Origin of the sequence: Pseudomonas sp. SWI44 (genome assembly GCF_002947915.1) — a bacterium.
Classification (GTDB): domain Bacteria; phylum Pseudomonadota; class Gammaproteobacteria; order Pseudomonadales; family Pseudomonadaceae; genus Aquipseudomonas; species Aquipseudomonas taiwanensis.
In genome coordinates, this window is the sequence record NZ_CP026674.1 from 2,223,832 (window position 1) to 2,246,633 (window position 22,802).

Genomic DNA, 22,802 nt, shown 5'->3' on the forward strand with positions numbered 1-22,802 from the left:
GGCTCGGGGCTCTAGTGAAGTCTGTGACAGGATGGATCGACACGGCCGCAATGGGTAGAGTGGCTAAAAACACAGAGGCCCAACCGATGTGCCTGATCGTATTCGCCTGGCGGCCCGGACACCCCCTGCCGCTGATCGTCGCGGCCAACCGTGACGAATTCTATGCCCGTCCCGCACTGGCCCTGGCGGGCTGGGATGATGCGCCCGGCGTGTATGCCGGTCGCGACCTGGAGGCCGGGGGCACCTGGCTGGGCGTGGGACCCCAGGGGCGCTTCGCCGCGCTGACCAACATCCGCGACCCTAGCCAGCCGCTGGGGGCGCGCAGCCGGGGTGAACTGGTGGCGGCGTTTCTGCAGGGTGATCAGGGGCTCGAAGGGTATCTCGACCAAGTCGCCAGCCGCAGCGGGCAGTATTCGGGGTTCAACTTACTGGTCGGTGACGGTCAGCGACTGGGTTACCTGCATGCCCGCGAAGCAGAGCCCCGACTGCTGGCCCCCGGTGTGTATGGGCTGTCCAATGCCGGGCTGGATACGCCATGGCCGAAGCTGGTGAAGGCGCGAAACGGCCTGGAGGCGTTACTGGAATCAGCGGACCCACAACGCATGCTGGCGTTGCTGGCCGATGCCGAACCCGCGGCGGATGGCGAACTGCCTGAGACGGGTGTGGGACTGGCGACCGAGAAGTTGCTGTCGAGTGTGTTCATCGCCAGCCAGAGCTACGGAACACGCGCCAGTACGGTACTGATCGTGGACGATCATGGCAGAAGACGGCTGTTCGAGCGCAGTTTCGGCCCGTTTGGTGGGCATTTGGGGGAAGTTACCCTCGAAGTCTGATGCCTATCGCCAGCAAGCCAGGCCCCGAAGGCCGTTGGAACCGACTAGCCGGCGATAGGGACACATCAATCAGAGCGCCTTGTTCGGGCCGATCATCCGCGCCAACCCAAGGTTCTTCAGCGCCAGCTGCAACGAGCTGTGGATAACCTGCGGGTTGTCATGACCCATGGCCTCGGTCAGCAGCTCCTTGGCCTTGCTCATGTTGATCTGGCGCAGCATCCACTTCACCTTCGGCAGGTTGGTAGCGTTCATCGACAGGCTGTCGAAGCCCATGGCCATCAACAGGATCGCCGCCGCCGGATCACCGGCCATCTCGCCACAGATACTCACTGGCTTGCCTTCGCCATGGGCGTCGCGCACCACGGTGTTCAACGCCTGCAACACCGCTGGGTGCAGGTAGTCGTAAAGGTCGGCGACACGCGGGTTGTTGCGATCGACCGCCAGCAGGTACTGGGTCAGGTCGTTGGAGCCCACCGACAGGAAGTCCACCTGCCGCGCCAGCTCCTTGGTCTGGTACACCGCAGCAGGGATCTCGACCATCACGCCGACCGGTGGCATCGGTACATCGGTGCCCTCGTCGCGGACCTCGCCCCAGGCCCGGTGGATCAGGTGCAGGGCTTCTTCGAGCTCATGAATGCCCGAGATCATCGGCAGCAGGATGCGCAGGTTGTTCAGGCCCTCGCTGGCCTTGAGCATGGCGCGGGTCTGAACCAGGAAGATCTCCGGGTGGTCGAGCGTGACGCGAATGCCGCGCCAGCCCAGGAACGGGTTCTCTTCCTTGATCGGAAAATATGAAAGGGCCTTGTCACCGCCGATGTCGAGGGTCCGCATGGTCACCGGCAGCGGATGGAACGCCGCCAACTGTTCGCGGTAGATCGCCAGCTGCTCTTTCTCGCTGGGGAAGCGCTGGTTGATCATGAACGGTACTTCGGTACGGTACAGCCCTACACCTTCGGCGCCGCGCTGCTGGGCACGGGCAACATCGGCGAGCAGACCAGTGTTGACCCACAACGGCATGCGGTGGCCATCGGGGGTCACGCAGGGCAGTTCGCGCAAAGCGTCAAGGCCCTGGGCGAGCTGGCGCTCTTCCTCCACCACATCGCTGTACTGCTTGCGCAGCACGTCGCTGGGGTTGGTGAACACCTCGCCTTTGTAGCCGTCGACGATCATTTCGATGCCGTCGACCTTGGAATACGGCAGGTCGACCAGACCCATCACCGTCGGGATCCCCATGGCCCGAGCCAGGATCGCGACGTGGGAGTTGCCCGAGCCCAGTACCGACACCAACCCTACCAGCTTGCCCTCCGGCACCTCGCCGAGCATGGCCGGGGTCAGCTCTTCACTGACCAGGATGGTATTGTCGGCATAGACCAGCGATTGCGAGCGGGCCTCTTGCAGGTAAGCCAGCAGGCGTCGACCGAGGTCTTTGACGTCGGATGCGCGCTCGCGCAGGTAATCATCGTCCATCAGCTCGAAGCGGCTGACGTGCTCGCCGACCACCTGGCGCAGCGCGCCCTGAGCCCATTGGCCAGTCTTGATGACTTCGGTTACCTCACCGCCAAGGGCGGCGTCTTCGAGCATCATCAGGTAGACGTCGAACAACGCGCGCTCTTCCGGGCGCAGCTGCGTGGCCAGCTTGGCGGACAGCTTGCGCATGTCTTCGCGCACGCCTTCGAGCGCGTTCTGGAACAGATTGAGCTCGGCGTCGATATCGTCGACCGCCTTGTCGGGAACCACTTCGAGGTCAGCGGGCGGCAGCATGACCACGGCACGCCCGACTGCAGCGCCTGGCGAGCCCGGCACGCCGACGAAACGCGCTTCCTGGATACCCTTGCCCTGGCGCCCCAGCCCCCTGATCGAGCCTGTGGCCTCGGCATGGGCAATTACCCCGGCCAGTTGCGCGCTCATGGTGACCAGGAAGGCTTCTTCGCCCTCGTCGAACTGGCGGCGCTCCTTTTGCTGGATCACCAGCACCCCCACCACGCGGCGGTGGTGAATGATTGGCGCGCCAAGGAAGGAGGCGAATTTTTCCTCGCCGGTTTCGGCGAAGTAGCGGTAACGGGGGTGGTCGGCGGCGTTTTCCAGGTTCAGCGGCTCTTCGCGGGTGCCGACCAGGCCGACCAGACCTTCGTTGGGGGCCATGCTGACTTTGCCGATGGAGCGCTTGTTCAAGCCCTCGGTGGCCATCAGCACGAAACGGTTGGTTTCCGGGTCGAGCAGGTAGACCGAGCAGACCTGGCTGCCCATGGCCTCCTTGACGCGCAAGACAATGATACCCAACGCCGTCTTGAGATCTTTGGCGGAGTTCACTTCCTGGACGATCTTGCGCAGCGTATTGAGCATGGCTCGGGGTCGAACTCCGTCGTCAGTCGCGCGTCAGCAGACGCGGTGCTAGCTCTTTCAGGGCGCGTCGGTAGACCTCGCGCTTGAATGTCACCACCTGGCCCAGCGGGTACCAATAACTGACCCAGCGCCAGCCGTCGAACTCTGGCTTGCCGGTCAGGTCCATCCGCACCCGCTGTTCGTTACTCACCAGGCGCAGCAGGAACCACTTCTGCTTCTGGCCGATACACAACGGCTGGCTGTGGGTACGTACCAGGCGTTGGGGTAAACGATAACGCAACCAGCCACGGGTGCAGGCAAGAATTTCCACATCGTCGCGTTCAAGGCCAACTTCTTCGTTCAGCTCGCGGTACAGGGCATCTTCCGGCGTTTCATCAGGGTTGATACCGCCCTGGGGAAATTGCCAGGCATCCTGGTTGATCCGCCGAGCCCATAGCACCTGCCCGGCATCATTCGTGAGAATGATCCCGACGTTAGGGCGAAAACCATCCGGGTCGATCACGGCAGCAACCTCGCAAACGCATGTCACCGCATTGTTCCACAAAGCTCACGAGCGCAGCAACGCGCCCACCAAGCTTATGTGCAGCAAGGTGAAAACTCCGTATTCTGCGGGCTTCCTTGTGGCAGACCTGAGTGACCGCGATGCGCCTGGCTTTATTCGACCTGGACAATACCCTCCTCGGTGGCGACAGCGACCATGCATGGGGCGACTACCTGTGCGAACGGCGCATCCTTGACCCGGTCGCCTACAAACAACGCAATGACGGTTTCTACCAGGACTACCTGGCCGGCACCCTGGACCTGCAGGCGTACCTGGCCTTTTCCATGGAAATCCTCGCTGCCACGGCGCCTGCCCAGCTCGACGAATGGCACCGCGACTTCATGCGCGACTGCATCGAGCCGATCATCCTGCCCAAGGCCGAGGCTCTGCTGCGCCAGCACCGCGAGGCCGGCGACCACCTGCTGATCATCACCGCCACCAACCGGTTCGTCACCGCACCCATCGCCCGCCGCCTGGGTGTACGCACCCTGCTGGCTACCGAATGCGAGATCATCGACGGCCGGTACACCGGGCGCAGTACCGATATACCGTGTTTCCGTGAAGGGAAGGTGACGCGTCTGAAGCGCTGGATGCTTGAGAACGGCTATGACCTGCAGGGCAGCAGCTTCTACAGCGACTCGATGAACGACCTGCCCTTGCTGGAGCAGGTTGAGCGGCCGGTGGCCGTGGACCCGGATCCGAAACTGCGGGCGGAGGCGGAGCTGCGTGGGTGGCAGGTGTTGTCGCTCAGGGATTGAGACCGACAGGGCCGCTATGCGGCCCCTTCGCGACACAAAGCCGCTCCCCCAGCGCAGCGAAGCTGCCTTATATCGGCTTGGCCCCCATCAACCCGGCGATGGACAGCAAGCACACCCCACTGAATACCGCCAGCGCCAGGGTGAACTTCAAACCCACCACCTCGGCCTTGCGCAGGCGATTCAGACGCACCAGCAACCACCACACGGCAAACGCGCCGAAGGTGTAGATGACGCTGGACGCCAGCAGCCAGGTCTGCCCCAGCGGCCAGCCGACCAGGTGTACCAGCCACCACCCGGTGAACGGCATGCTCACCAAGCACACCCCCATCAGCAGCCAGACGAACACCAACGGTCGGCGCAACAGCTTGCCATACGCCTGGGTATCGCCTCGCCGGCGCGCCACAATGGTCCAGACCGCCAGCCCCAGCGCACCCAGCAACAACAGGGCGGTGGCGACGATGTGCAGGGTCTTGAGCGTTGTCAGGTGTTCCATGTCTTCACGTCCTTGAGCGATAGGTCTAGCTTAGCCGCTCAACCCAGGAACAGCCGGTATGCTGGGTTGTCGGTCTCGTCCCAGTACGGATAACCGATCTTGGCCAAGGCCGCCGGCACCAAATGGCGCTCATCTTCCGGTACCTGCAAACCGGCTACCACGCGTCCATCGGCAGCACCATGGTTACGGTAATGGAACATCGAAATGTTCCAGCGCCCGCCCAGCTTGTTGAGGAAGTTGAACAGCGCACCGGGCCGCTCAGGGAACTCGAAACGCAGCACGATCTCATCGCTGGCGCCTGCCGAATGGCCGCCGACCATATGGCGAATGTGCAGCTTGGCCAGTTCGTTGTCGGTCAGGTCGGTTACCGGGAAACCTTGATCGCTCAAATGCTGCACCAAGGCCGCCCGAGGGTCGTTCTCCGGATGGGTTTGTACGCCCACGAAGATGTGCGCCTCATCGGAAGTGTGGCGACGGTAGTTGAATTCGGTGATCTGGCGTTTGCCAATGGCCTCGCAGAAGGCCTTGAAGCTGCCTGGCCGCTCGGGAATGGTCACGGCGATGATCGCTTCGCGCTTTTCACCCAACTCGGCACGCTCGGCCACGTGGCGCAGACGATCGAAGTTGACGTTAGCGCCCGAATCGATGGCCACCAGGGTCTGGCCGCTCACGCCCTTGAGCTCGACGTACTTCTTGATGCCCGCAACGCCCAATGCGCCAGCAGGTTCGGTGATCGAGCGGGTATCGTCGTAGATATCCTTGATTGCCGCACAGATTTCATCCGTACTGACGGTCACCACCTCGTCCACGTAGTGACGGCAGATGTCGAAGGTATGCTGACCGATCTGGGCTACCGCGACGCCATCGGCGAACAGCCCCACCTGGGGCAGCACCACGCGCTCGCCTGCCGCCATCGCTGCCTGCAGGCAGTTGGAGTCGTCCGGCTCGACACCGATCACCTTGATCTCGGGGCGCAGGTACTTCACGTAGGCCGCGATACCGGCGATCAGACCGCCGCCGCCCACAGGCACGAAGATCGCGTCCAGCTGGCCGGGGTGCTGGCGCAGGATTTCCATGGCCACGGTGCCTTGGCCGGCGATGGTGTGCGGGTCATCGTAAGGGTGGATGTAGACGAAGCCCTTCTCGTCCACGAGCTTGAGCGAATAAGCCAGCGCCTCGGGGAACGAATCGCCGTGAAGCACCACCTTGCCGCCCCGCGAACGCACGCCCTCGACCTTGATCTCCGGGGTGGTCTTGGGCATCACGATGGTGGCCTTGATGCCCAGCTCGCGGGCCGCCAGGGCTACACCCTGCGCGTGGTTGCCGGCGGAGGCGGTGACCACGCCACGGGCCAGTTCTTCTGCGCTCAACTGCGCCAGCTTGTTGTACGCCCCGCGGATCTTGAAGGAGAACACCGGCTGCAGGTCTTCACGTTTGAGCAGCACCTGGTTGTTCAGGCGCTTGCTCAGCTGCCCGGCGCTCTGCAGCGGGGTTTCGACCGCAACGTCGTAGACGCGCGAGGTGAGGATCTTCTTGACGTACTGTTCGAGCATCGGGAAAGCATCACTGGCCGCGGGACAAGGGCTGGGAGTCTACCCCAGCGCTACGTCGGGCGACCACAGCAAAGCCGCCCGAGCCGTTATACTAGGCAACTTTGAAACCGCCCTGCCCCTTTCGGAGCCCGCATGACCCAGGACCAACTCAAACAGGCCGTCGCCCAGGCCGCTGTCGACTTCATTCTGCCCAAGCTGGATGAAAAGAGCGTCGTCGGCGTCGGAACCGGTTCGACCGCCAACTTCTTCATTGATGCCCTGGCCCAGCACAAGACCGCCTTCGATGGCGCGGTCGCCAGCTCCGAGGCCACCGCCCAGCGTCTGAAGGGCCATGGTATTCCGGTGTACGAGCTCAACAGCGTCAGCGAACTGGAGTTCTACGTCGACGGCGCCGACGAAAGCGATGCGCACCTGAACCTGATCAAGGGCGGCGGTGCGGCCCTGACCCGCGAGAAGATCGTCGCCGCCGTGGCCAAGACCTTCATCTGCATCGCCGACGCCAGCAAGCTGGTGCCGGTGCTGGGTGCCTTCCCGCTGCCAGTCGAAGTCATCCCAATGGCCCGCAGCCATGTCGCGCGCCAGCTGGTGAAGCTGGGCGGCGACCCGGTGTACCGCGAGGGCGTGGTGACCGACAATGGCAACGTCATCCTGGATGTGCACAACCTGCAGATCACCAACCCGGTAGAGCTGGAGCGCCAGATCAACGCGATCGTCGGCGTCGTCACCAACGGCCTGTTCGCGGCCCGTCCCGCCGACTTGCTGCTGCTGGGCACTGCAGAAGGCGTGAAAAGCCTGAAAGCCGAGTAACAGCTGGGCGGCGCAGGCTCTACGTTCAGGGCCTGCGCCGTCTTCACCCCGCCTTCTATGCATATTCCAAAGAGTTAGTTCATAAACCCCTGATAAGCCATTAGGGTATATATACCGGACCACCGGACCAACAAATGTTTGTCGCGTTCAGCTGAAGCGACGTTTCTATTTTGTGAGGTAAGGAATGGTCAGGGTCACAATCACCCCAGTGCGCAACGCCAGGGCATTGAGTGCAGCCAAGGAGCGGCACTGATGTCCAGCCAGCCAAATACCCAATTTCACAGCGACCTCGACAGCTCGCCACTGCTGCTGCCGGCCAAGGTGCTGCGTACCGACGCCGAAGCTCTGCAAGCCGCCCGTGAACTGGCTGCGATCGCTCGCGAGCAGGCCTCGCGCCGCGATCAGCAACGCAAGCTGCCGTGGGCCGAGATCGAACAGTTCACCCGCAGCGGCCTGGGTAGCATCAGTGTGCCCAAGGCCTATGGCGGCCCGGACGTTTCCTTCGAAACCATCGCCGAGGTATTCCGCCTGATCAGCGCCGCCGACCCGGCTCTGGGGCAGATCCCACAGAACCAGTTCGGCATGCTGCAATTGCTGCGTCTGACCGCCAGCGAAGCCCAGCAGGCGGTGATCTTCCGCAGCGTGCTCGACGGTTGGCGTATCGGTAATGCCGGGCCTGAACGCGGCACCAAGGATACCCTGACCCTCAAGGCCAGGATCACCCGCACAGGTGACGGCTACCGCGTCAGCGGCGAGAAGTTCTATTCCACAGGTGCCCTGTTCGCCCATTGGGTTGCCGTCAAGGCACTGGACGACGAAGGCCGACAGCGCCTGGCATTCGTACGCCGGGGCAGCCCTGGGCTGCGCATCGTCGACGACTGGTCGGGCTTCGGACAGCGCACCACCGCCAGCGGCACCGTGCTGCTCGAAGAGGTGCCGGTGGAGGCCGACCTGGTCATCGACAACTGGCGCCAGCGTGACATCCCCAACATTCAAGGGGCTGCGTCGCAACTGATCCAGGCCGCCATCGACGCAGGCATCGCCGAAGCGGCGATCGAAGATGCAATCGCCTTCGTGCGCGATAAATCCCGGCCATGGATCGAAGCCAAGGTCGAGCGCGCCAGCGACGACCCTTATGTGATCGCCGACATCGGCCGCCTGAAACTCGAGCTGCACGCCGCCGAAGCCCTGCTACGCAAGGCGGCCAGAGTGCTTGACGAGGTCAACGCCGGACCGATCGACGCCCAAGCGGCAGCCCGTGCCTCTATCGCCGTGGCCGAGGCCAAGGTACTGACCACCGAGATTTCGCTGCAGGCCAGCGAGAAACTGTTCGAGCTGGCCGGCAGCCGCGCCACCCTCGCCGAGTTCAACCTCGACCGCCACTGGCGCAATGCCCGGGTGCACACGCTGCATGACCCGGTGCGCTGGAAGTACCACGCGGTGGGCGCGTACCACCTTAACGGCACCCTGCCTGCACGGCATTCCTGGATCTGATTCGCCCCCCATCGCCGAACCGCCGGTGCCCTGTAGGCGCTGGCTTGTCGCCGATGGCGTGGCACGCGGCTCCACCCCGGAGAACAAAATGACGACATCGATCATCACCAGCGATGCCCAGGCATTGTCCGTCGCTGAAGAAATTGCCCAGAAACTGCGCCAGGACAGCCCCCTGCGCGACCGCGAACGCCGCCTGCCCCACGCCGAGCTCGATCTGTTCAGCCGCTCTGGCCTGTGGGCCATCAGCGTGCCCAAAGCCTTCGGCGGCGCGGGCGTATCCAACGTCACGCTGGCCAAGGTCATCGCCCGCATCGCCCAGGCCGACGCCTCCCTTGGGCAGATCCCGCAAAACCACTTCTACGCCCTGGAAGTGCTGCGCGTGAATGGCAGCACTGAGCAGCAAAGACGCCTTTACGGTGAAGTTCTCAAAGGTCAGCGCTTTGGCAATGCCTTGGCCGAACTGGGTACCAAGAACGCCCACGACCGCACCACTCGCCTCACCCGCGATGGCGAAGGTTTCCGTATCGATGGCCGCAAGTTCTACGCCACTGGTGCGCTTTATGCCCAGCGCATCCCCACCTCGGTCGTCGATGAGCACGGTACTCAGCACCTGGCCTTCGTCCCTGCCAATAGCCGAGGGCTGCAGGTGATCGACGACTGGAGTGGCTTCGGCCAGCGCACCACCGGCAGCGGCTCGGTGGTGTTCGACAACGTGTTAGTGCGCGCCGACGACGTGGTGCCGTTCGACAGCGCCTTCGAGCGGCCGACACCCGTCGGCCCGCTGGCCCAGATTCTTCATGCCGCCATCGACACCGGTATCGCCCGCGCCGCTTATGAGGATGCCCTGCACTTCGTGCGCACCCGCAGCCGGCCCTGGGTCGACTCCGGCCTCGACAAAGCCACTGACGATCCGCTGACCCTGAAAAGCTTCGGTCACCTGGCGATCCGCCTGCACGCCACCGAAGCCCTGCTGGAACGCGCAGGGGAATACCTCGACCGCGCCCGCGACGACAGCAACGCCGACACCGTCGCCGCTGCGTCGATCGCCGTGGCCGAGGCACGGGCGATCAGCACCGAAATCTCCCTCGCCGCCGGCACCACGCTGTTCGAATTGGCCGGCAGCCAGGCCACCCTCGCCGAACATAACCTCGACCGCCACTGGCGCAATGCCCGGGTTCATACCTTGCATGACCCGGTGCGCTGGAAGTACCACGCCATCGGCAACTACTACCTGAACGACACGAACCCGCCGCGCCGGGGGACCATCTGATGGCCAAGCAGATTCTGCTCAATGCCTTCAACATGAACTGCGTCGGGCATATCAACCACGGGCTGTGGACCCACCCCCGGGATACTTCGACACGCTACAAGACCCTGGAATACTGGACCGACCTGGCGAAGCTGCTCGAACGCGGGCTATTCGACGGATTGTTCATCGCCGACATCGTCGGCACTTACGACATCTACGGCAGTTCGCTGGACCTGACGCTCAAGGAATCCATCCAGCTACCGGTCAACGACCCACTGCTGCTGGTCTCGGCCATGGCCGCGGTGACCCGCCACCTGGGCTTCGGCCTGACCGCCAACCTTACCTACGAGGCGCCGTACCTGTTCGCACGACGCCTCTCGACCCTCGACCACCTGAGCAATGGCCGGGTCGGCTGGAACATCGTCACTGGCTACCTCGACAGCGCCGCCCGCGCCATGGGCCTTGCGCAGCAGCCTGAGCACGACCGCCGGTACGACCAGGCCGATGAATACCTACAGGTGCTGTACAAGCTACTGGAAGGCAGTTGGGACGACGATGCCGTGGTGCAAGACCGCGAACAGCGTATCTACGCCCGGCCAGACAAAGTGCGTAAAGTTCGGCACCAAGGCGAGTTCTACCAGGTCGAAGGATATCACCTGTGCGAGCCTTCGCCGCAGCGCACCCCGGTGCTGTTCCAGGCCGGTAGCTCGCCTCGCGGCCTGGCCTTTGCCGGCAATCATGCCGAATGCGTGTTCATCAGCGGGCAGGACAAGGCCGGCACCCGCGCCCAGGTCGACAAGGTGCGCGCAGCGGCCCAGGTAGCCGGCCGCGCCCCCCAGTCCATCAAGGTGTTCATGGGCATCACCGTGATCGTCGCGCCCACCGAAGACCAGGCGCAGGCCAAGCATGTCGAATACCTGCGCTACGCCAGCCCCGAAGCGGGTGTAGCGCACTTCGCGGCCTCCACCGGGATCGACTTCGCCGCCTATGCGCTGGACCAGCCCATCGGTTTCAGCAAAGGCAATGCCATCCAGTCGGCCACCCGCCAGTTGCAGGAGAACGCCTGGACCCGCCGCCGCCTGTTGCAGCAGCACGCTCTGGGCGGACGCTACGTGACCCTGGTCGGCACTGCCGAACAGGTCGCAGAGCAGCTCATCGCCTGGATCGACGAGACCGGTCTGGATGGTTTCAACCTGACCCGTACCGTCACCCCGGAAAGTTTCGAAGACTTCATCGACCTGGTGGTCCCGCAACTGCAACAACGAGGCCGCTACAAGACTGCCTACGCCGAGGGCACCCTGCGCGAGAAGCTGTTCGACAGCGCTCACCCCTTTTTGCCCGACGGCCACCCTGGCTCGAATTACCGCTCAACCGCCCCTGCCCCGACTGGAGTCCTGCACCATGCTTGAGAAACTGTTCCGGCCCGTCGCGGCCATCGCCCTGACCCTTGGCCTGTCCAGCTCGCTGCTCGCCGCCGAGCCTCTGAAGATCGGCACCACCGCAGCCTTCGCGATTCCGTTGGAGGCCGCCGTGGAAGAGGCGCACAAGCAAGGCCTGGAAGTGAAGCTGATCGAGTTCAGCGACTGGATCGCACCCAACGTCAGCCTCAACAGCGGCGACATCGACGTCAATTACTTCCAGCACATCCCTTTCCTGGAGAACGCCAAGGCCGCCGCTGGATTTGACCTGGTGCCGTACGCACCGGGAATCATCAACAACGTCGGGCTGTACTCGAAAAAATACAAAAGCTTCGCCGAACTGCCCGAAGGCGCCAGCGTGGCCATTGCCAATGACCCGATCAACAGCGGACGCGGGTTGCAACTGCTGGCCAAGGCTGGCTTGATCACCCTCAAGCCGGGCGTTGGCTACAAGGCCACCGAAGACGACATCGTCGCCAACCCGAAAAAGCTGAAAATCCTCCAGGTCGAGGCCGTCCAGTTGGTGCGTGCCTATGACGATGCCGACCTGGTCCAGGGCTACCCTGCCTACATCCGCCTGGCCAACAGTTTCGACGCCACTTCGGCACTGCTGTTCGATGGCCTGGAGAACAAGGAATACGTCATCCAGTTCGTCATTCGTCCGCAAACCAAGAACGACCCACGCCTGGCCAAGTTCGTCGACATCTACCAGCACTCGCCGACCGTGCGCGCGGCGCTGAACAAGGCGCACGGCAAGCTCTACCAGGCCGGCTGGGAAGGCTGACATGAGCCAGGCCCGCGCCTTCAAGGCGCCCATCACCGACACCTCGCCACCACCGTCACGCGAGCAGGCCCTGCGCCCGGACGTCAATGAAGCCCACGTGCGCTTCATTGGCCTGGGCAAGACCTACCCCGGCCAGGCGCAACCGGCCTTGCAGGGCATCGACCTGAACATCCGCCGCGGTGAGATCTTCGGCATCATCGGACGCAGTGGCGCAGGCAAGTCCTCACTGCTGCGTACCATCAATCGCCTGGAGCAACCCAGCCAGGGCCGGGTATTGATCGACCAGGTGGACATCGCCCCATTCGACGAGGATCGCCTGGTTGCGCTGCGTCGACGCATCGGCATGATCTTCCAGCACTTCAACCTGATGTCGGCCAAGACCGTGTGGCAGAACGTCGAACTGCCACTGAAGGTGGCCGGCGTGGCCAGGGCCGAGCGCCAGCGCAAAGTACGCGAGTTGCTGGAACTGGTGGGCCTTGGCGAGAAGCATCATGTCTACCCGGCGCAGCTGTCCGGGGGACAAAAGCAGCGGGTCGGCATCGCCCGGGCGCTGGTCCATGACCCCGAGATCCTGCTGTGCGACGAGGCCACCTCGGCGCTGGACCCGGAAACCACGGCCTCGATCCTCGAACTGCTGCGCGACATCAACCTGCGCCTGGGCCTGACGGTGGTGCTGATCACCCATGAGATGGCGGTGATCCGTGACATCTGCCATCGCGTGGTGGTGCTCGAACGCGGCGAAGTTGTCGAGCAGGGTGAAGTCTGGAAGGTGTTCGGCTCTCCCCGCCACGAAGTCACACGGACCTTGCTGGCGCCATTGCAGGCCAAGCTTCCCGCAGCGCTGCAGGCCAGTCTCAGGTCGGCCCCGGCCGGACGTAACAGTGCAGTGGTCCTCAAGCTGACCGTCATCGGCGAGCCCGCGCTTTCCGACCTGTTCAATGACCTGGGTGGTCGTGTGCGGTTACTCCAGGGCGGTGTGGAAACCATCGGCGAGCAGGCCTTGGGGCAACTGATCCTGTCGGTGCAGGGTTCGCCGCACGACACTCACCACTTGCTGGAGCGTGCCTGCCTCTGGGCAGAAGACGTGGAGGTGCTGGGCCATGTGGTTTGATCGCTTGCTGGAAGGTTTGCTCGACACGTTGCTGATGGTCGGTGTGTCTTCATTGATCGCGCTGCTGGTAGGGGTGCCCCTGGCGGTGCTGCTGGTCACCAGCGACAAGGACGGAATCTTCGAGGCGCCGCTGCTGAACCGGGTGACAGGAGCGTTCGTGAACCTGTTCCGCTCGATCCCGTTCCTGATTCTGATGGTCGCACTGATCCCCTTCACCCGCCTGGTGGTCGGCACAACCTATGGCGTGTGGGCAGCCGTGGTGCCACTGACCATCGCTGCTACACCATTCTTCGCCCGTATTGCCGAAGTCAGCCTGCGCGAGGTTGACCATGGCCTGGTGGAAGCAGCCCAGGCCATGGGTTGCCGCCGCTGGCACATCGTCTGGCATGTGCTGCTGCCCGAGGCGTTACCCGGGATCGTCGGCGGATTTACCATTACCCTGGTCACCTTGATCAACTCCTCGGCCATGGCCGGGGCGATCGGCGCTGGCGGGCTGGGGGATATCGCCTATCGGTTCGGGTACCAGCGCTTCGACAGCCAGATCATGCTGACCGTCATCGCCTTGCTGGTAGCGTTGGTGGCGTTGATCCAGCTGGGTGGAGATCGGCTGGCGAAAGGGTTGAACAAGCGGTGAGTCTCGCTGGCAAGCCGGCTCCCATAGGGCGCTGGCTTGCCAGCAAAGGGATCAACCCCAGTGCAGATCCCGCGCGGGCACTGGGCGTCCGAACCAGTACCCCTGCCCCAGCTGACACTGCTGTTCGAGCAGGAACCGGGCCTGCTCGGGCTGCTCGATGCCCTCGGCATGCACTTGCATGCCCATGCTGCGGGCCAGGGCGATGATCACCCGGACAATGGCGATGTCATCGTCATCGAGCGGCAGGCCGGCGACGAAGCCTTGGTCGATCTTCAGCTTCTGTACCGGCAGGCGCTTGAGCCGCAGCAGCGATGAGTAACCCGTGCCGAAGTCGTCGATGGCCAGGTTCAGACCGAGCTCACGCAAGCGGTGCAGTTGCTCCAAGGCGACCTCCGGGTCCTCCATCACCGCGCTTTCGGTCACCTCCAGCTCCAGCAAAGCCGGGTTCAGCCCGGTTTCGTGCAGCACCTCGGCCACCTGCCGATACAGGTCGTTCTGGCTGAACAGGCGGCTGGAAATGTTCACCGCGACGAACGCCAACTGCCGCCCTTCGACCTGCCACTGCACCATCTGCCGGCAGGCCTGGTGCAACACCCAGGCATCGATTTCGGCGATCAGCCCCGTGCGCTCGGCAATCGGGATGAACTCGCCTGGCGGTACCAGGCCACGCTGAGGGTGCTGCCAGCGGACCAGTGCCTCGACCCCGACCATTTTCGATGTGAACAGGTCATGCACTGGCTGGAAAAAGACCCGCAGCTCTTGCTCTTCAAGGGCCCGCCGCAACTCGCCGGCGGTTTCCACCCGATGCTGGGCGTGAGCGGTCAACTCTTCGGTATAGAACGCATAGCAGGCCCTGCCGTTGCTCTTGGCCTTGAACAGCGCGGAGTCGGCATTGCGCAACAGCTGCTCTGCGCTCAGCGCATCGTTGGGGAACAGGCTGATACCGACGCTGGCGCTGATGAACAGGCGATGGCCGTCGAAGGTGAACGGTTCGCGCATCCGTTCGATGATGCGCTGAGCCAACTTGCCGGCCTGGCCGACCTGCTGACAGTTTTCGTACAACACGCCGAACTCGTCGCCACCCAGGCGCGCCAGGGTCACGCCATTGCCCAACACTTCGACCAGGCGCTCGCCGACCAGCTTGAGCAACTGATCGCCAATGGTGTGGCCCAGGCCGTCGTTGATGCTCTGGAAGTGGTCCAGGTCCAGCAGCAGCAACGCACAACCGCGCTTGTTGGCCTGGGCGGCACCCAGGGTCTGGGCGGCACGGTCGTTGAACAGCAAACGATTAGGCAGACCGGTGAGCGGATCATGGTGAGCCACGTAGGCAAGCTCCTGCTCGGAATGCTTGATCGCACTGATATCGCTGAACACGGCAACATAATGAGTCAGGTCACCACCATCGTCGCGAATAGCGCAGATCGTCTGCCATTGCGGGTAGATCTCGCCACTTTTTCGCCGGTTCCAGATTTCTCCGCTCCACTCGCCCTTCTGTGCCAAAGTGGCGTATATCTGCTGGTAGAACGGCGCGCCGTGGCGTCCGGACTTGAACTTGCTGGGCCGCTGGCCGAGCACTTCGTCCTGCTGATAGCCGGTAATGCGCATGAACGCACGATTGACGTGCACGATCAGGCCCTGACGATCGGTGACCAACACACCTTCGAGGGTGCTGTCGAACACCGCGGCCGCCATGCGCAAGCGCTCACGGTCCTCGCTGCGCAGGCGGGCGCCCATCCCGATGAAATTGAGCAGGCGGGCGCGGGAGACGAAAATCAGCGCAGCGCTGACCAGCACCCAGAGCACGACGTTGATCTGCCGCCCCACGGTCAACGCCAGCGGGTCTTCAGACATACTGTGCAACACCACCTCGGACATCACCAGCCAGAGGATCGAGAGCACCACGTAGAGCGCAGCCATGCGCAAGGCGTCGCGAACAGAAACAGACATGTCGGGTGCAAAGCCCATGAAAAAGGATGGGGCATTATAAAGGCTGAAACATGTCGTGACTTCCTATCTGAAAGGGTGACTGGTTTTATTTCCCTACCAAGGGATAATCAGGCCCTTCCCTGTTTTCGAGGGTTTCCAAACCTATGTGGTACAACGGCCTGCTCGACTTGTCGGCCTGGCAACTGGTCGCCATCACCTTGCTGATGACCCATGTGACCATCGTCAGCGTCACCGTCTACCTGCACCGCTACTCCGCCCACCGCGCCCTGGAGCTCAACGGTGCGCTCAAGCATTTTTTCCGCTTCTGGCTGTGGCTGACCACGGCGCAGAATACCCGCGAATGGACCGCCGTCCACCGCAAGCACCACGCCAAGTGCGAAACCCCTGAAGACCCGCACAGCCCGGTCTACAAGGGCCTGGGCACCGTGCTGCGCAAAGGTGCGGAGCTCTACCGGGAAGAGGCGCGCAACCCCGAGACCCTGCGCATCTACGGCAAGAACTGCCCGGATGACTGGATCGAGCGCAACCTCTATTCACGCTACAAGCTGGGCGGCATCGCGCTGATGGCCGTCATCGACCTGCTGCTGTTCGGCACCCTCGGCATCACCGTCTGGGCAGTTCAGATGATGTGGATTCCATTCTGGGCCGCAGGCGTGGTGAACGGCCTGGGCCATGCCGTCGGCTACCGCAACTTCGAATGCCGCGACGCCGCCACCAACCTGGTGCCATGGGGCATCGTCATTGGCGGGGAAGAACTGCACAACAATCACCATACCTACCCTAACTCGGCCAAGCTTTCGGTCAGGCGCTGGGAATTCGACATGGGCTGGGCCTGGATCCGCCTGTTCTGCCTGCTGCGCCTGGCCAAGGTACAACGGGTCGCGCCTATCGCCCACCGGGTCGAGGGTAAGGCCAGCCTGGACATGGATACCGCCATGGCCATCCTCAACAACCGCTTCCAGATCATGGCTCAGTACCGCAAGCTGGTGATCGGCCCGCTGGTCAAGCAAGAGCTGGCCAAGGTGGACGCCTCGGTGCGCCACCACTTCCGCCGCGCCAAACGCCTGCTGTCGCGGGAAACCAGCTTGCTGGAAGATCGCCACCACGCGCGCATCGAGTCCATGCTCGCCCATAGCCAGGCCTTGAAGACCATCTACGAGAAGCGCCTGGCCCTGCAGCAGATCTGGGCCCGGACCAGCGCCAACGGCCATGACATGCTTGCCGCCATCAAGGACTGGGTGCATGAGGCCGAGGCCAGTGGTATCCACGCGCTGCACGACTTCGCAGCGCAGCTCAAGACCTACTCCCTGCGCCCTACCGGCGCCTGATAACCGTTGATCGGCACGCCCCATCCAGCGGGGCGTTTGCCTGGAACTTCCCGCCAGCACTTGAACTCAAATCGGCACATCGCCCGCGTGGCAGGCCGGTCTGTGGCCGCACGCTTTCATGTCGAGAACTGCTTCGTGCACATGGCCAAGCCCAACCATTCATCCCAACCACCGGAAGCCGCCCAGACCCTGCTGGCTCTGCTGCATGCGCAAGGTGAAGTCGCCCGCCTCAGCGAGCGTGAGCAGCTCTTCAGCTCGCTGCTCGACAGCGTCAACGCAGTGCTGTGGGCTTTCGACTGGGAAGCCCGTCAAGTGTTGTACGTCAGCCCAGCCTACGAACGCATCTTCGGCCGACCGGCCAGCCTGGTGCTGGCCGACTACAACGAGTGGCGCGACAGCATCTACCCGGATGACCTGGAGCACGCCGAACGCAGTCTGGCCCAGGTGCTGCTCAAAGGCTCGATGGAAGACCGCGAGTATCGGATCATCAATGCCGACGGCCAAGTACGCTGGCTTAGCGACAAGTGCTACATCAATCAGCAGCGTGATGGCGAGCAACGCGTGATCATCGTCGGCATCGCCGAGGACATCACCGAAAAGAAGCAATTGGAAGGCGAACTGCAGCGCCTGGCCACCACTGATGTGCTGACCCAGAGCAGCAATCGCCGGCATTTCTTCGACTGTGCCAACCAGGCCTTCGCCAGTGCCCGCGAGGCTGGCACACCACTGGCCTTCCTGCTGCTGGACATCGACGACTTCAAACAGATCAACGACAGCTACGGCCACCAGGAAGGCGACCAAGTCCTGCAGCGCATCGCCGATAGCGGCAAAGCCGTTCTACGGCGCGGCGACGTATTCGGGCGTATTGGCGGCGAGGAGTTCGCCGCGGTGTTTCCAGGCTGCACGGCGCAGATGGCGGAGCAGATCGCCGAGCGCCTGCAGCGAGAGATTCAGCGATTGAGCTTCACCCATGGCGATCACACCTATGGCGTGACCATCAGCCAGGGATTGACCGGGCTGACCGATGAAGATGCATCGCTGGACAGCGTATTCGCCCGGGCGGATGCGGCCATGTACCAGGCCAAGCGGCAAGGCAAGAACCAGATAGTGATGGGATGAACCGGCAAGCCACCAGCGCCTAGCCCGTACTGCGACTCCGGTTTGTCAGGCCGGAGACTCTCCCTCGTTGGATGAGGGCTCTTCTTCATCAGCAGTTGCTACAGCCACCTCAACCGTCACGTCCTCCTTCGGCTTCACCTCGGCACTGTCCAACTTGCGCAGCCGGTTCAACTCGGGCAAGCCGACCTTGAGCAGGCGGGCGGTCTTGCTGCTGGCCAGCTTTTCCAGCCCTTGGTCCCCAGGCAACCGCGCCAATTGCCCAGCCAGGTTCATGGCCAGGATCTCCCGCGAGTACACCCCCCCACCCAGTTGGTAGATGGCTGCAATCAGCTCGCGCAGACTCAGCGGCAAGCGCCAACGGGTGCGCAACGCCGAGCCGAACGCCGCACCGAACTCATCAAGCGACTGCTGCACCTGATGTTCGTCCAGTGCGCCTCCCCCCAGTCGCCACTCCTGCAGGCAGCGCAATACAGCCAGGTCGCCCAGGCAATGCAGCAAGCCTGCGCAATAACAGCGCTCTTCATCGAGCTCGAGCATGCGCGCCAAGCTGCGGGCATACTCAGCGCTGTGCAGCGACAGCTTCCACAAGTGCGTGGCCTGGCTCGCCAGCAACGGGTCGCTCAGGCGCGCGCTGCGCTTGAGCGTCATACCCAGTATCAGGTTCATGCTCTGCGTGCTGCCCAGCTTGTTCAACGCCTGCAACAGGGTTTGCACCGGGGCATCGCGGTGCAGGGCGGCGCTGTTGGCAGCGGCGATCAGCACCGCGGTAATTTGCGGATCGTCACGCACTTCGGCTTCGAGCACCTTCAGGTCCAACCCCTGTGGATTCAGCGCTCGCTTGATCGCAAGCTCCACGTCAGCGAACAGGGGGCCGCCATCAGCGGTGGCACGGCGCTGCTCCAGGAAGGCACTCAGCGTGATACCCGGCTGCAAGGGTTGAACCGGGCAAGCGATCTGTTCGCCAACTTCCAACAGCAACGCTTCCAGGCGCTTGCGCAGGCTATCGAGGTTCAGTGGTTTGCTCAGATAGGCCGTGGGGTGCAATGGCAAGGCCTCGCGCACACTGGCGCTGTCGCTGCGGTTGCTCATGAGAATGAACGGCAACTCCGGGCCTTTGGCGCGGACCTTGCGCAGCAGGTCAAGACCATCGACACCTGCCAGCTCACGGGCCGCAATGATCAGGTCGGGCTTGCTGGACAGTGCAGTCAGCGCCTGGGCGCCATCGGCGCACACTTGCAGACGAGCATCGCAGCGGACACTGAGCAGCATTTCGCTGAGCATATCGCGCACCCAGGGGTCGCCCTCGGCAATCAATACGCAAGGTGGGGTGGGGTCTGCAGCGTTCATGGCCAACTCCTGAATATCCCTGACACGCAATCCGTTGCAGCTTCCAAGGCAAGTCCTCCGACAAACATAGCGCCACCGGCGTTTTCTTGGCACAAAAAAAACCCGCCGAAGCGGGTTTTTTTCTGACGCAGGTCACATCAAGCGAGTTCAGCGAAGCACTCTTCGATGATTGCCAGGCCTTTGTCCAGCAGCGCGTCTTCGGCGGTCAGCGGAACCAGGATACGCAGAACGTTGCCGTAGGTACCGCAGGACAGCAGGATCAGCCCCTTGTCGCGCGCCTTGGCAACCACCTGGGCTACCGCGGTTGGGTTCGGGGTGTGAGTGCCCTTCTCGAAGACTTCGACAGCAATCATCGAGCCAAGGCCACGAACATCACCGATGATCGGGTGCTTTTCCTGAATCTTGCGCAGGCCAGCGGTCAGGCGCTCGCCAACAGCCTTGCTGCGGTCCAGCAGCTTCTCTTCCTCGAACACCTGAATAACGGCCAGGGCCGCGGCGCAGGCGATCGGCGAACCGGCATAGGTGCCGCCCAGGCCGCCCGGGGCGATGGCGTCCATGTACTCGGCCTTGCCGCAGACACCGGCCAGTGGGAAGCCGCCGGCGATGGATTTGGCGAAGGTGGTCAGGTCAGGCGCAACGCCCATCTGTTCCATGGCGAAGAAGGTACCGGTACGGCCAGCGCCAGTCTGTACTTCGTCGGCGATCAGCAGGATACCGTGCTTGTCGCACAGCTCGCGCAGACGCTTCATCAGCTCTTTCGGCGCTGGCAGGAAGCCGCCTTCACCTTGTACTGGCTCGAGGATGATCGCGGCGATGTCGCGCGGCTCGGCGTCGTTCTTGAAGATACGCTCGACCGAAGCAATGGCGTCGTCAACGCTGATACCGTGCAGCTCGCTCGGGAACAGGGCGCGGAAGATGCCACCTGGCATCAGGCCCATGCCAGCGGAGTACGGCACGACTTTACCGGTCAGGCCCAGGGTCATCATGGTGCGGCCATGGTAGCCGCCGGTGAAGGCGATGACGCCAGCACGGCCAGTGGCGGCGCGGGCGATCTTGACGGCGTTCTCGACAGCTTCGGAACCGGTGGACACCAGCAGGGTTTTCTTGGCGAAGTCACCTGGAACCAGTTTGTTGATCTTTTCGCACAGCTCTACATAGGGCTCGTACGCCAGGACCTGGAAGCAGGTGTGGCTGACCTTGGTCAGCTGCTCTTGCACGGCCGCGACCACTTTCGGGTGCAGGTGGCCGGTGTTCAGTACGGCGATGCCGCCAGCGAAGTCGATCAGTTCGCGGCCTTCAACGTCGATCACGGTCGAGTTCTTCGCGCTTTCGACGAAGATCGGGTGGATCTGGCCAACGCCACGTGGGACGGCGGCTACACGACGTTGCATCAAGGATTCGTTGGTCTTGCTCATAATGCCCTCATTCGCGCCGACTCTGACGGCGCTCTTATTCGGGGGTGGCTGGCGCTGCCCGCGATCAGTATTCGTTGATCGACTGTCGCGAACGGCCTGGCCACCAGGTACTGCAGTGTCAAAAAGACCAGCGAGGCGTCGCTCTCGCGCCCCGCTGGCAGAGGTAAAGCCTTTACATCAAATGCTGATGCACAGGTATTTGATTTCGAGGTAGTCCTCGATACCGTACTTGGAACCTTCGCGACCCAGGCCGGAAGCCTTGATGCCGCCGAACGGCGCCACTTCGTTGGAGATCAGGCCGGTGTTGATACCCACCATGCCGTATTCCAGGGCCTCGGCAACACGGAACACGCGGCTCATGTCACGGGCGTAGAAGTACGAAGCCAGACCGAACTCGGTGTCGTTGGACATGGCGATGACTTCGGCTTCGTCTTTGAAGCGGAACAGCGGCGCCAGCGGGCCGAAGGTTTCTTCCTTGGCGACGGCAGCGGTCTTCGGTACGTCGACCAGGATGGTCGGTTCGAAGAAGTTGCCTTCGATGATCTTGCCGCCCGCCAACACCTTGGCACCTTTGCCAACGGCGTCTTCGATGTGCTCCTGGACCTTGGCGACAGCCTTGCCATCGATCAGTGGGCCAGTGGTGGTGCCTTCTTCCAGGCCATTACCGATCTTGAGCTTGGCGACAGCGGCAGCCAGCTTCTGGGCGAACGCGTCGTAGACACCGTCCTGCACGTAGATACGGTTGGCGCAGACGCAGGTCTGCCCGTTGTTGCGGTACTTGGAGATGATCGCGCCCTCGACCGCCTTGTCCAGGTCGGCATCGTCGAACACGATGAACGGGGCGTTGCCACCCAGCTCCAGGGAAACCTTCTTGATGTCCTTGGCGCATTCTTCCATCAGCTGGCGACCGATTTCGGTCGAGCCGGTGAAGGACAGCTTGCGTACCAGGGAGTTGCCGGTCAGCTCGCCGCCGACTTCGCCAGCGCTGCCGGTCACGACGCTCAGCACGCCAGCCGGGATGCCGGCACGGTTGGCCAGCTCGACCAGGGCCAGGGCGGAGTACGGGGTTTGCGAAGCAGGCTTGAGCACCATGGTGCAGCCAGCGGCCAGGGCCGGGCCGGCTTTACGGGTGATCATCGCGGCCGGGAAGTTCCACGGGGTAATCGCGGCGGTGACACCGATCGGCTGCTTGATGACGATCAGACGCTTGTCCGGCTGGTGGCCCGGAATGGTGTCGCCGTACACGCGCTTGGCTTCTTCGGCGAACCACTCGATGAACGAGGCGGCGTAAGCGATTTCGCCCTTGGCTTCGGCCAGTGGCTTGCCTTGTTCGGTGGTCATCAGGCGAGCCAGGTCGTCCTGGTTCTCGATCATCAGTTCGAACCAGCGGCGCAGCTTGGCCGAGCGCTCTTTGGCGGTCAGTGCACGCCAGGCCGGCAGGGCCTTGTCGGCGGCTTCGATGGCGCGGCGAGTTTCCGCGGTGCCCATCTTCGGCACGGTACCGATGACTTCACCAGTGGCCGGATTGGTCACCTTGATGGTCTGGCCGCTGTCCGCGTCCAGCCATTCACCATTGATGAAGGCCTGTTGGCGGAACAACTGAGCGTCTTTGAGCTGCATGTCGGCTT

The 22,802-nt window shown here is 63.1% G+C and carries 19 protein-coding genes; 11 read left to right on the plus strand and 8 right to left on the minus strand.

What is annotated here, in order from left to right:
• Positions 1-86: 86 nt before the first annotated feature.
• Positions 87-833 (plus strand): NRDE family protein, encoded by a 747-nt coding sequence (locus tag C4Q26_RS10485; RefSeq protein ID WP_023378160.1) that lies wholly within the window; start codon positions 87-89, stop codon positions 831-833.
• A 69-nt stretch (positions 834-902) separates the two neighbouring features.
• Here C4Q26_RS10485 and ptsP read toward each other — a convergent pair whose 3' ends face one another.
• Positions 903-3,176, minus strand: coding sequence for a phosphoenolpyruvate--protein phosphotransferase (gene ptsP, locus C4Q26_RS10490; RefSeq protein WP_023378159.1), 2,274 nt, complete (start codon positions 3,174-3,176; stop codon positions 903-905).
• A 22-nt stretch (positions 3,177-3,198) separates the two neighbouring features.
• A complete protein-coding gene (locus tag C4Q26_RS10495; protein ID WP_003249017.1) occupies positions 3,199-3,678 on the minus strand; it encodes an RNA pyrophosphohydrolase in 480 nt (159 codons plus the stop codon).
• A gap of 140 nt (positions 3,679-3,818) precedes the next feature.
• Between C4Q26_RS10495 and C4Q26_RS10500 the strand changes: the two genes are divergently transcribed.
• A complete protein-coding gene (locus C4Q26_RS10500) occupies positions 3,819-4,475 on the plus strand; it encodes an HAD family phosphatase (protein ID WP_104883062.1) in 657 nt (218 codons plus the stop codon).
• Between the two features lie 67 nt (positions 4,476-4,542).
• Here the strand turns inward: C4Q26_RS10500 and C4Q26_RS10505 are convergent, their stop codons facing one another.
• Positions 4,543-4,968 carry a DUF2269 domain-containing protein gene (locus C4Q26_RS10505; RefSeq protein ID WP_023378157.1) on the minus strand — a complete coding sequence of 142 codons (426 nt, stop codon included), beginning with the start codon at positions 4,966-4,968 and terminating at the stop codon, positions 4,543-4,545.
• Between the two features lie 38 nt (positions 4,969-5,006).
• Positions 5,007-6,521: a threonine ammonia-lyase, biosynthetic gene (gene ilvA, locus C4Q26_RS10510; protein ID WP_023378156.1), complete on the minus strand. Its 1,515-nt coding sequence runs from the start codon at positions 6,519-6,521 to the stop codon at positions 5,007-5,009.
• 132 nt (positions 6,522-6,653) lie between these two features.
• Here ilvA and rpiA point away from each other — a divergent pair, with 132 nt between their 5' ends.
• From rpiA to C4Q26_RS10545, 7 genes are all read left to right on the plus strand, one after another.
• On the plus strand, positions 6,654-7,328 hold the full coding sequence (gene rpiA / locus C4Q26_RS10515; RefSeq protein ID WP_023378155.1) for a ribose-5-phosphate isomerase RpiA: 675 nt from the start codon (positions 6,654-6,656) through the stop codon (positions 7,326-7,328).
• Between the two features lie 252 nt (positions 7,329-7,580).
• On the plus strand, positions 7,581-8,822 hold the full coding sequence (locus C4Q26_RS10520) for an SfnB family sulfur acquisition oxidoreductase (protein ID WP_104883063.1): 1,242 nt from the start codon (positions 7,581-7,583) through the stop codon (positions 8,820-8,822).
• Positions 8,823-8,910: 88 nt separating this feature from the next.
• Complete coding sequence (locus C4Q26_RS10525) at positions 8,911-10,092, plus strand: SfnB family sulfur acquisition oxidoreductase (RefSeq protein ID WP_104883064.1); 1,182 nt, start codon at positions 8,911-8,913, stop codon at positions 10,090-10,092.
• Entirely contained in the window at positions 10,092-11,480 is a 1,389-nt protein-coding gene (locus C4Q26_RS10530) for an LLM class flavin-dependent oxidoreductase (protein ID WP_104883065.1), read from the plus strand. Before C4Q26_RS10525 ends, C4Q26_RS10530 begins: the two co-directional genes overlap by 1 nt.
• A complete protein-coding gene (locus C4Q26_RS10535; RefSeq protein ID WP_023378151.1) occupies positions 11,473-12,273 on the plus strand; it encodes a MetQ/NlpA family ABC transporter substrate-binding protein in 801 nt (266 codons plus the stop codon). Before C4Q26_RS10530 ends, C4Q26_RS10535 begins: the two co-directional genes overlap by 8 nt.
• A 1-nt stretch (position 12,274) precedes the next feature.
• Positions 12,275-13,384: a methionine ABC transporter ATP-binding protein gene (locus C4Q26_RS10540; RefSeq protein ID WP_104883066.1), complete on the plus strand. Its 1,110-nt coding sequence runs from the start codon at positions 12,275-12,277 to the stop codon at positions 13,382-13,384.
• Positions 13,374-14,018, plus strand: a complete 645-nt coding sequence (locus C4Q26_RS10545; protein ID WP_104883067.1) for a methionine ABC transporter permease — start codon at positions 13,374-13,376, stop codon at positions 14,016-14,018. Before C4Q26_RS10540 ends, C4Q26_RS10545 begins: the two co-directional genes overlap by 11 nt.
• Positions 14,019-14,069: 51 nt before the next feature.
• On the opposite strand, the gene dibA is transcribed toward C4Q26_RS10545, so the two are convergent.
• The gene (gene dibA, locus C4Q26_RS10550) at positions 14,070-15,965 is read right to left on the minus strand and encodes a phosphodiesterase DibA (protein WP_041925579.1); all 1,896 of its coding nucleotides are present in this window, start codon (positions 15,963-15,965) and stop codon (positions 14,070-14,072) included.
• Positions 15,966-16,108: 143 nt separating this feature from the next.
• Between dibA and desA the strand changes: the two genes are divergently transcribed.
• Positions 16,109-17,293, plus strand: coding sequence for a delta-9 fatty acid desaturase DesA (gene desA / locus C4Q26_RS10555; protein ID WP_023378146.1), 1,185 nt, complete (start codon positions 16,109-16,111; stop codon positions 17,291-17,293).
• 141 nt (positions 17,294-17,434) lie between these two features.
• Positions 17,435-18,412: a sensor domain-containing diguanylate cyclase gene (locus tag C4Q26_RS10560; RefSeq protein ID WP_027907887.1), complete on the plus strand. Its 978-nt coding sequence runs from the start codon at positions 17,435-17,437 to the stop codon at positions 18,410-18,412.
• A 45-nt stretch (positions 18,413-18,457) separates the two neighbouring features.
• Here C4Q26_RS10560 and C4Q26_RS10565 read toward each other — a convergent pair whose 3' ends face one another.
• From C4Q26_RS10565 to gabD, 3 genes are all read right to left on the minus strand, one after another.
• Entirely contained in the window at positions 18,458-19,759 is a 1,302-nt protein-coding gene (locus C4Q26_RS10565; protein ID WP_104883068.1) for a response regulator, read from the minus strand.
• 137 nt (positions 19,760-19,896) lie between these two features.
• The gene (gene gabT, locus C4Q26_RS10570) at positions 19,897-21,174 is read right to left on the minus strand and encodes a 4-aminobutyrate--2-oxoglutarate transaminase (RefSeq protein WP_023378142.1); all 1,278 of its coding nucleotides are present in this window, start codon (positions 21,172-21,174) and stop codon (positions 19,897-19,899) included.
• Positions 21,175-21,351: 177 nt separating this feature from the next.
• Positions 21,352-22,794, minus strand: a complete 1,443-nt coding sequence (gabD, locus tag C4Q26_RS10575) for an NADP-dependent succinate-semialdehyde dehydrogenase (protein WP_023378141.1) — start codon at positions 22,792-22,794, stop codon at positions 21,352-21,354.
• Between the last annotated feature and the right edge of the window lie 8 nt (positions 22,795-22,802).

Bases quoted from the DNA above. Each gene is read 5' to 3' on its own strand.
- C4Q26_RS10485 (WP_023378160.1), top strand. From the start codon at position 87: ATGTGCCTGATCGTATTCGCCTGGCGGCCCGGACACCCCCTGCCGCTG.
- ptsP (WP_023378159.1), bottom strand. From the start codon at position 3,176: ATGCTCAATACGCTGCGCAAGATCGTCCAGGAAGTGAACTCCGCCAAA.
- C4Q26_RS10500 (WP_104883062.1), top strand. From the start codon at position 3,819: ATGCGCCTGGCTTTATTCGACCTGGACAATACCCTCCTCGGTGGCGAC.
- C4Q26_RS10505 (WP_023378157.1), bottom strand. From the start codon at position 4,968: ATGGAACACCTGACAACGCTCAAGACCCTGCACATCGTCGCCACCGCC.
- ilvA (WP_023378156.1), bottom strand. From the start codon at position 6,521: ATGCTCGAACAGTACGTCAAGAAGATCCTCACCTCGCGCGTCTACGAC.
- rpiA (WP_023378155.1), top strand. From the start codon at position 6,654: ATGACCCAGGACCAACTCAAACAGGCCGTCGCCCAGGCCGCTGTCGAC.
- C4Q26_RS10520 (WP_104883063.1), top strand. From the start codon at position 7,581: ATGTCCAGCCAGCCAAATACCCAATTTCACAGCGACCTCGACAGCTCG.
- C4Q26_RS10525 (WP_104883064.1), top strand. From the start codon at position 8,911: ATGACGACATCGATCATCACCAGCGATGCCCAGGCATTGTCCGTCGCT.
- C4Q26_RS10530 (WP_104883065.1), top strand. From the start codon at position 10,092: ATGGCCAAGCAGATTCTGCTCAATGCCTTCAACATGAACTGCGTCGGG.
- C4Q26_RS10535 (WP_023378151.1), top strand. From the start codon at position 11,473: ATGCTTGAGAAACTGTTCCGGCCCGTCGCGGCCATCGCCCTGACCCTT.
- C4Q26_RS10540 (WP_104883066.1), top strand. From the start codon at position 12,275: ATGAGCCAGGCCCGCGCCTTCAAGGCGCCCATCACCGACACCTCGCCA.
- C4Q26_RS10545 (WP_104883067.1), top strand. From the start codon at position 13,374: ATGTGGTTTGATCGCTTGCTGGAAGGTTTGCTCGACACGTTGCTGATG.
- dibA (WP_041925579.1), bottom strand. From the start codon at position 15,965: ATGTCTGTTTCTGTTCGCGACGCCTTGCGCATGGCTGCGCTCTACGTG.
- desA (WP_023378146.1), top strand. From the start codon at position 16,109: ATGTGGTACAACGGCCTGCTCGACTTGTCGGCCTGGCAACTGGTCGCC.
- C4Q26_RS10560 (WP_027907887.1), top strand. From the start codon at position 17,435: ATGGCCAAGCCCAACCATTCATCCCAACCACCGGAAGCCGCCCAGACC.
- C4Q26_RS10565 (WP_104883068.1), bottom strand. From the start codon at position 19,759: ATGAACGCTGCAGACCCCACCCCACCTTGCGTATTGATTGCCGAGGGC.
- gabT (WP_023378142.1), bottom strand. From the start codon at position 21,174: ATGAGCAAGACCAACGAATCCTTGATGCAACGTCGTGTAGCCGCCGTC.
- gabD (WP_023378141.1), bottom strand. From the start codon at position 22,794: ATGCAGCTCAAAGACGCTCAGTTGTTCCGCCAACAGGCCTTCATCAAT.